Below are 7,400 nucleotides of genomic sequence, written 5' to 3' on the forward strand. Positions count from 1 at the left end.
CTGCTGCACATGGCGGCCGATCAGGATCCAAAGGAGGCGGCCTCGCCTGAAACCGCCGCTCTGACAGCGGTCGCGGCATTGCTGGCCGGCCGCCCGGAGGACGCCGACGCACTAACGGATGTAAGATTGGACGGCACCGATGAGATTTCGCTGTGGCGAGCGGTGCGCCAGGCGATGCTGGACGACGGCTCGCCCGCTGCGGCGGCGGTATTCGCGACAACGGCGCCGCTGGTCTTCGAGTATCCCAAACCGATCCGCGAACGCATCCTGCCGCTGATCGTCGAGACAATGATCAAGGGCGGCGAAATTGCCGCCGCAGAGCAATTGCTCGATCAACGCAAGGACGATCCGAAGCTGGCTTACGCCCGCGCCTTGATGCAACAGGCCAACGGCGACACCGCCAAAGCACTGACCATGCTGGACGCCCTGGCAAACGGCAACGACCGGTTCGACCGCGCGAGAGCCGCGGTGCGCGCGGTCGAACTTCGTCTGGCCGCACGCAAGCTGGACAAGAGCCAGGCGGCCGATGCCCTGGAGAAGCTGCTCTATGCCTGGCGCGGCGACGCTCGGGAACTGACGCTGCGCGAACGAATCGCCGACCTGCGCGGACAAACGGGCGCGTGGCGCGTGGCTCTGACGACACTCAGGCAGGCTCAGGCCGATTTCCCCGAACAGGCGGCCGCCGTTCATCAACGGCTGAAGGACATGTTTGCCGGAATGATCCGCGACCAAAGCGAGCAACACGCATCACCGATCGAGTTCGTGTCTACCGTTGATGAGAACGCGGATCTGGTGCTCGACTCCGCTGACGACGACGCCGTGCAGCAATCGCTGGCGGATCGCCTCCTGGCCCTTGATCTGCCCGATCGGGCGAAGCCGGTTCTGGAAAAATTGATGCGGTCGGCGAAGTCCGATACGGCTAAGGCACGGTTCGGCGCCAGCTTGGCCATGCTGGAATCCCGTGATGGTGACGATGCCGGTGCGCGGTCTGACCTGGACGCATCCGAAGCCCAGAACCTGCCGCCCGACCTGACCGAACAACGCACAATCCTGCGGGCCGATGTTGTCGCTCATATGGGGGATGCGGTCGCCGCCGCGACGATGCTGCTCCCCTTCCACACCGGCCGCGCGACCGAAGCCCGAGCGCAAATCCTCGAGAATGCCTCGGACTGGGCGGGTGCGGAGCGCGCGTGGTCGGATTGCGTTGCCCTGACCCTGCCTGAAAGCGGGATGCTGGACGAAAATCAGACACGGACCATGCTCCGCCTTGCCACCGCCACCGCGCGGGCGTCTGACGACGCCGGGTTGGCTGCCCTTCGGGTGAAATACGGCAGCCGAATCGGCGCAGGGCCTCTTGGCGACATGTTCAGGCTGCTGACCGCCGAACCGGTCACGACCACGGCCGATATCAAACGCTCCCAGCAGGAAATCAGCCTCGCGGCATCGCTGCCCACTGACCTGAAGGCATTGCAGGCCAACGCAGCCGGCCACTGACCATCTCGACGGCTCGGTTTGGTCATCTCGCGCGACGGCGCGGTTGGCCATCGCGCGCGGGGGATATGCGGTTTTATCGCGGCTCTGTGCAAAAATACACTTGCGCCCCACCCCCCAAATCATCATGTTCCGCCGCCTTGGCCCCAGGGGACCGTGGGCGCTTTTCGCGCGTACGGTCCAACAGGCCGTCTACTGGTAGGAAGGGGTACGCGATGAACGCACTCAGCCCACTGGGGATGGTCTCGGAACTTCCGAGCAGCAACCAGATGCAGTCCGACGCTGAGCGGGCAACTACGGAAGTCCAGAAGGACTATTTCGTTCAGAAGGATGGGGTGAAGTTCGCCGGCACACATTTGCTGGTCGATCTTTGGGGCGCCACCAATCTGTGCGATCCGGAGCATATCGACCGGGCCTTGCGCGAAGCCGCGGAAGCCGCCGGTGCAACGATCCTGCACGGTCATTTCCATCACTTCTCGCCCAATGGCGGGGTCAGTGGCGTGCTGGTGCTGGCGGAAAGCCACATCTCCATCCACACGTGGCCGGAGCGCGACTTCGCGGCGATCGACATCTTCATGTGCGGTGCCTGCAATCCGTATCATGGGCTGCCCGCGCTGAAGGCGGCATTCCAGCCGAAATCCGTCAACCTCGGCGAACAGCGGCGCGGCCTGATCGCCTGATCGGCCCGCTACCCAAGGGATAAACGACGGCTCGGGCGCAGGCTCGGGCCGTCGACGCATCTGGAGCAAGAACGATGCCCACCGATAGCTGGATCAACGAAACGCTTTACCCCGATTGGGGCCAGCGGTTCCTGGTGACGCGCGAACTGGCGCGGGTGAAGAGCGAGTTTCAGGACATCGCTATCTTCGAAAGTTCATCCCACGGGCGGGTGATGGTGCTGGACGGCGTGATCCAGATCACCGAGGGCGATGAATTCGTCTATCAGGAAATGCTGACCCATGTGCCGCTGCTGGCGCATGGTTCGGCCGAGAATGTGCTGATCATCGGCGCCGGCGACGGCGGTGTGCTGCGGCGGGTCCTGCAGCACGGCAATGTGAAGCGCGCCGTGATGGTGGAGATCGATGGCGAGGTCATCCGCCTGTCAAAGGAATTCCTGCCCACGATCGCCGGCGACGCGTGGACCGACCCACGGGCCGACGTCATCGTCGGTGACGGCATCGACTACGTGAAACGCGCGCCTGACGCGGCGTTCGACGTCATCATCGTCGACTCGACCGACCCGATCGGCGTGGGTGAGGTCCTGTTCACCGACGAATTTTATCACAACTGTGCTCGCATCCTGACGTCGCGCGGCCTGATCGTGAACCAGTGCGGCGTGCCGTTCATGCAGTCCGACGAACTGCGGGATACCAGCGCCCGCCGCCGAACGTTCTTCCCGCACGTCACCGCCTATGTCGCAGCCGTTCCAACCTATGTCGGTGGGTTCATGACCCTCGGCTGGGCGGCGAAAGATGCGTCGCTGGCGGCCACACCGGTGGAAACCATCCGGACCCGAGCCAGCCAGGTTGGCATCCTGGGGACGACGCGATACTGGACGCCGGAAATCCATGCTGGTGCGTTCAACCTGCCACCCTATATCGCCCGCCATCTGCCGACAGCATAAGTTCGTATCGTAACTGCCATCAAACCGCCGCGTTGGCAGGCGCAAGATCAACCGAAGCCATCCGATCACAGTCGAGGAAGTCCGCATGCGGTATGTCGTTGCTCCTTTCGTCGTGGCGGCCTGTCTGCTGGCGGGATCGGTCAGCCCAGGCCATGCGCAGGTGGACAGTCGCGAGGGCATCGCGCTGCAGAACCAGATCTACCAGCTTCGGCAGGAATTGCAGGCGGCCGAGAGTCAGATGCAGCGCGGCGGTGGCCCGGCACCCGCCTATGCGCCGACCCAACTGCAAGGCGACACCCCCAGTGGCAATCTCGTCGCGCAACTTCTGACACGGGTCGACGCGTTAGAGGATCAGGTGCGCCAATTGCGTGGCCGCGTTGATGAGATGCAGAACCAGCTTCAGCAGCAGAACGCCGACTTGGGCAAGCGGATCGACGACCTCTCGTTCCAGATCAACCCTCAGGGGGCGCAACAGGGCGCTCCGCCTCAGCCCGGTGCGCCGCAGACCCAGACGCTCGGCGGCAACCCGCCCTCACCCGATTACCCGCCGCAGGGCCCCGCCCCGACCCAGTTAGGTGCGCCGCCGCCTGCTCGTCCCGCGGCCCCGCCAGTCCCCCGCACCCCGGAGATCGCGTTGCAAGAGGGTCGGGCCGATCTCGCTCGCCATGACTACCCCAAGGCAGAAGCTGCCGCGCACGAGGTATTGGCGAACCGCACGTCACCCCGCGCCTATGACGCAAGGCTGCTGCTGTCCCAGGCTTTGTACGGGCAGCGGCAATACGCACAGGCGGCGATCGCATTCGACGACGCCTACAACAGCTCCCGCAAGGGTGCGCATGCCCAGGACGCCCTGCTCGGCCTCGCCGATTCGCTGTCGGCGATCAATGAGAAGAAGGCCGCCTGCGATTCCCTGGTCCGTCTGCGGACGGAGTTCCCTCAGCCCCGGGCTGACATCGCCGCCGCCGCGACGGCGACCGCTCGGAAAACCGGCTGCCGCTAACCCGGGCGATGACCGGAACCCAACCGTGTCTGGCGGCGGCGTTCGTGGCGGCGATGGACAGGTTGGGTCCATACGAGCCTCACCCCGCCCTGGCAGTCGCGGTATCCGGCGGAGCCGACAGCCTGGCGCTGGCCATCCTTGCCCGGGATTGGGCACGCCGGCGCGACGGTTCGACGCTGGCATTAGTCGTCGATCATGGATTGCGTCCGGCCTCGGCGGGCGAGGCCCGGATCACCCTCGAACGCCTCACCGGTCTCGGCGTCCCGGCCAGGCTTTTGTCGCTCTCAAACCTGAAGCATGGCCCGGCCCTGGCTGAACGGGCGCGAATCATGCGCTACGAAATCTTGACCGACGCATGCCACAAGGCCGGGATTCTGCACCTTCTCCTCGGTCATCACGCGGCTGATCAGGTGGAAACGCTGGCGATGCGGGTACTGCGCGGCAGCCAGACACATGGCCTCGCCGGCATGGCCGCGCTGCACGAAACCCCCAGCCTTCGCCTGCTGCGGCCGTTGCTGGAGGTCGAACCCGCGTTGCTGCGCGATCTTCTGACCATGAACGGCACCGATTGGGTCGAGGACCCGTCTAACCGGGATCAGCGTGCCATGCGTCCCCGCTTGCGGCATTATCTCGCCCGCCAAACCCCGGATGAAACAAGACTGCCGGGGGCGATAGCCGCCGTCGCAAGGCTTCGCGCGCGGGAGGAAGCCGAAACCGCCGCCGAACTGGCCAGCCGAACGACAATCCGGCCGGAGGGGTTCGCGCTGCTGTCCCCAGGCCGGATCAGCCCGTCCGCCCTGAGCAGCCTGGTACGAACGATCGGCGGCATGGCCCATCCCGCCAGTCCAGGTCAGATCAGCTTACTGGCAGCCCAGCCAAGATCCGCCACCGTGGCCGGCGTGCGCATCATGCCGGCCGGCCGGTTCGGCGACGGCTGGCTTGTCGTGCGTGAGGAGGCCGCGGTCATGCCGCCGGTCGCTGCGTCCGGCGACATCACCTGGGACCACCGTTTCCGCCTGCGCGCGCACCGTACGTTCCCCAGCGGGGCCACGATCGGGAAACTGGGACCCGATGCGGCCGGATTCAGGGACGGTTCGGACCTGCCATCGGCGGTTCTGCGGACCTTGCCCGCCCTCCGCATCGGTAAAGTTCTGGCCGCGGTGCCGCATTTGGGCTATGCATCCGATAAAAGTGGCTGGCGGATAACCGCGCTGTTCAGCCCGCGTAAGCCGGTCGCCGGTCCTTGTTTCGTCCCGGCACGTTAGGCTCGATTTTGGGGCGCGCGGCCATGCGCCACGGCTTCATCAGCGATCCTCACGGCGCGGGGATGTAGCAATCGATGTCGCACACTATGTTAGAGGCTGTTTCGCCTGATCGGATATGGTCTACGAATGCTTGGCGCCCCTGTCGGACTGAGAACGTGAGCAAAGTCATATGAGCAATTTCGGCCGCAACCTCGCGCTATGGGTGATTATCGCCCTGCTGCTCGTGGTGTTATTCAACCTGTTCCAGCCCGGTGTAAGCCACACCAACTCCACGCAGATCGCCTACTCGGACTTCATCACCGAGGTGAATGGCGGCCGCGTTCGTGATGTTGTGATCCAGGGACGAACCGTTTCCGGCCAGCTCAACGATGGGCGCACCTTCCAGACCTACACGCCGGAAGACCCGACGCTGGTCAAGACACTGACGGACAAGAATGTTCGGGTGATCGCCAAGCCGGAGGACGACGGCGTCAATCCGCTGCTGCATTACCTGCTGTCCTGGTTCCCGATGCTGCTGCTGATCGGCGTCTGGGTGTTCTTCATGCGCCAGATGCAATCGGGCGGCGGCCGGGCGATGGGCTTTGGCAAAAGTCGAGCGCGGTTGCTGACGGAAAAACAGGGACGCGTGACGTTCGAGGATGTCGCCGGCATCGATGAAGCTAAAAGCGAACTTCAGGAAATCGTCGAATTCCTGAAGGACCCGCAAAAGTTCCAGCGCCTGGGTGGCAAGATCCCCAAGGGCGTGCTGCTGGTGGGGCCTCCCGGCACTGGTAAGACGCTGTTGGCCCGTGCCATCGCCGGCGAAGCCAATGTGCCGTTCTTCACCATCTCGGGGTCCGACTTCGTGGAAATGTTCGTCGGTGTCGGCGCCAGCCGCGTCCGCGACATGTTCGAGCAAGGCAAGAAGAACGCCCCCTGCATCATCTTTATCGACGAAATCGACGCGGTCGGGCGGCATCGCGGTGCCGGCCTCGGCGGCGGCAACGACGAGCGTGAGCAGACCCTGAACCAGATGCTGGTTGAGATGGACGGCTTCGAGTCCAACGAGGGCGTCATCCTGATCGCCGCCACCAACCGTCCGGACGTGCTTGACCCCGCCCTGCTGCGGCCCGGCCGTTTCGACCGCCAGGTCGTGGTGCCGAACCCCGACGTAAACGGGCGCGAAAAGATCCTGCGCGTGCATATGCGCAAGGTGCCGCTGGCCTCCGACGTGGACCCGAAGGTGATCGCCCGCGGAACCCCTGGCTTCTCCGGTGCCGACCTCGCCAACCTGGTGAACGAGGGCGCGCTACTGGCCGCCCGCCTGGGCAAGCGGGTCGTCGCGATGGCGGAGTTCGAGGCCGCCAAGGACAAAGTCATGATGGGCGCCGAACGCCGGTCGCTGGTCATGTCGGAAGCCGAGAAGCGGATGACCGCCTACCACGAATCTGGCCATGCCCTGTGCGCGATGCATGAACCGGAATGCGACCCCGTCCACAAGGCGACAATCATTCCTCGCGGCCGGGCGCTCGGCCTGGTCATGAGCCTGCCGGAGGGCGACCGCTACTCCAAATCCAAGTCCAAGCTGCTGTCCGAACTGACCATGGCGATGGGGGGCCGCGCGGCCGAGGAAATCATCTTCGGGCCGGATAAGGTCTCCAACGGTGCGTCCGGGGACATCAAGATGGCCACCGATCAAGCCAGGCGGATGATCACCGAATGGGGCATGTCGGAAAAACTCGGCATGATCGCCTACGGCGACAACAGCCAGGAAGTGTTCCTGGGACACTCCGTCACCCAGAACAAGAACGTGTCCGAGGCCACCGCTCGGGAAATCGACGGCGAGATCAAGGACATCATCGATCGTGCCTACAACAAGGCCCGCCGGCTGCTCACGGAGAACGTCGAGGAACTGCATCGCCTGGCACGTGGCCTGCTGGAGCATGAGACGCTGTCCGGCGACGAAATCCGGACGGTCCTGCGCGGCGAGCCCGTGATCCGCAAGGTGGTGGACGAACCGGCACCAGAATCACGGCGGGCG

Annotated in this window: 6 protein-coding genes; all 6 read left to right on the forward strand. The window is 64.7% G+C overall.

Features of this window, described 5'->3' with window-relative positions:
* Window positions 1-1,494: lipopolysaccharide assembly protein LapB (locus GSQ89_RS23510; protein ID WP_158929797.1), on the forward strand; the 1,494-nt coding region annotated here is incomplete at its 5' end.
* 212 nt (window positions 1,495-1,706) lie between these two features.
* Entirely contained in the window at window positions 1,707-2,171 is a 465-nt protein-coding gene (gene speD / locus GSQ89_RS23515) for an adenosylmethionine decarboxylase (protein ID WP_158929799.1), read from the forward strand.
* A 74-nt stretch (window positions 2,172-2,245) separates the two neighbouring features.
* The gene (gene speE, locus GSQ89_RS23520) at window positions 2,246-3,115 is read left to right on the forward strand and encodes a polyamine aminopropyltransferase (RefSeq protein WP_158929801.1); all 870 of its coding nucleotides are present in this window, start codon (window positions 2,246-2,248) and stop codon (window positions 3,113-3,115) included.
* 85 nt (window positions 3,116-3,200) lie between these two features.
* The gene (locus tag GSQ89_RS23525; protein ID WP_158929803.1) at window positions 3,201-4,115 is read left to right on the forward strand and encodes a tol-pal system YbgF family protein; all 915 of its coding nucleotides are present in this window, start codon (window positions 3,201-3,203) and stop codon (window positions 4,113-4,115) included.
* An 8-nt stretch (window positions 4,116-4,123) separates the two neighbouring features.
* Window positions 4,124-5,380, forward strand: a complete 1,257-nt coding sequence (gene tilS / locus GSQ89_RS23530; protein ID WP_158929805.1) for a tRNA lysidine(34) synthetase TilS — start codon at window positions 4,124-4,126, stop codon at window positions 5,378-5,380.
* Between the two features lie 169 nt (window positions 5,381-5,549).
* On the forward strand, window positions 5,550-7,400 hold a 1,851-nt coding region (ftsH, locus tag GSQ89_RS23535; protein WP_158929807.1), incomplete at its 3' end, for an ATP-dependent zinc metalloprotease FtsH.

Source organism: Acidisphaera sp. S103, from assembly GCF_009765975.1.
Taxonomy (GTDB): Bacteria; Pseudomonadota; Alphaproteobacteria; order Acetobacterales; family Acetobacteraceae; genus Rhodopila.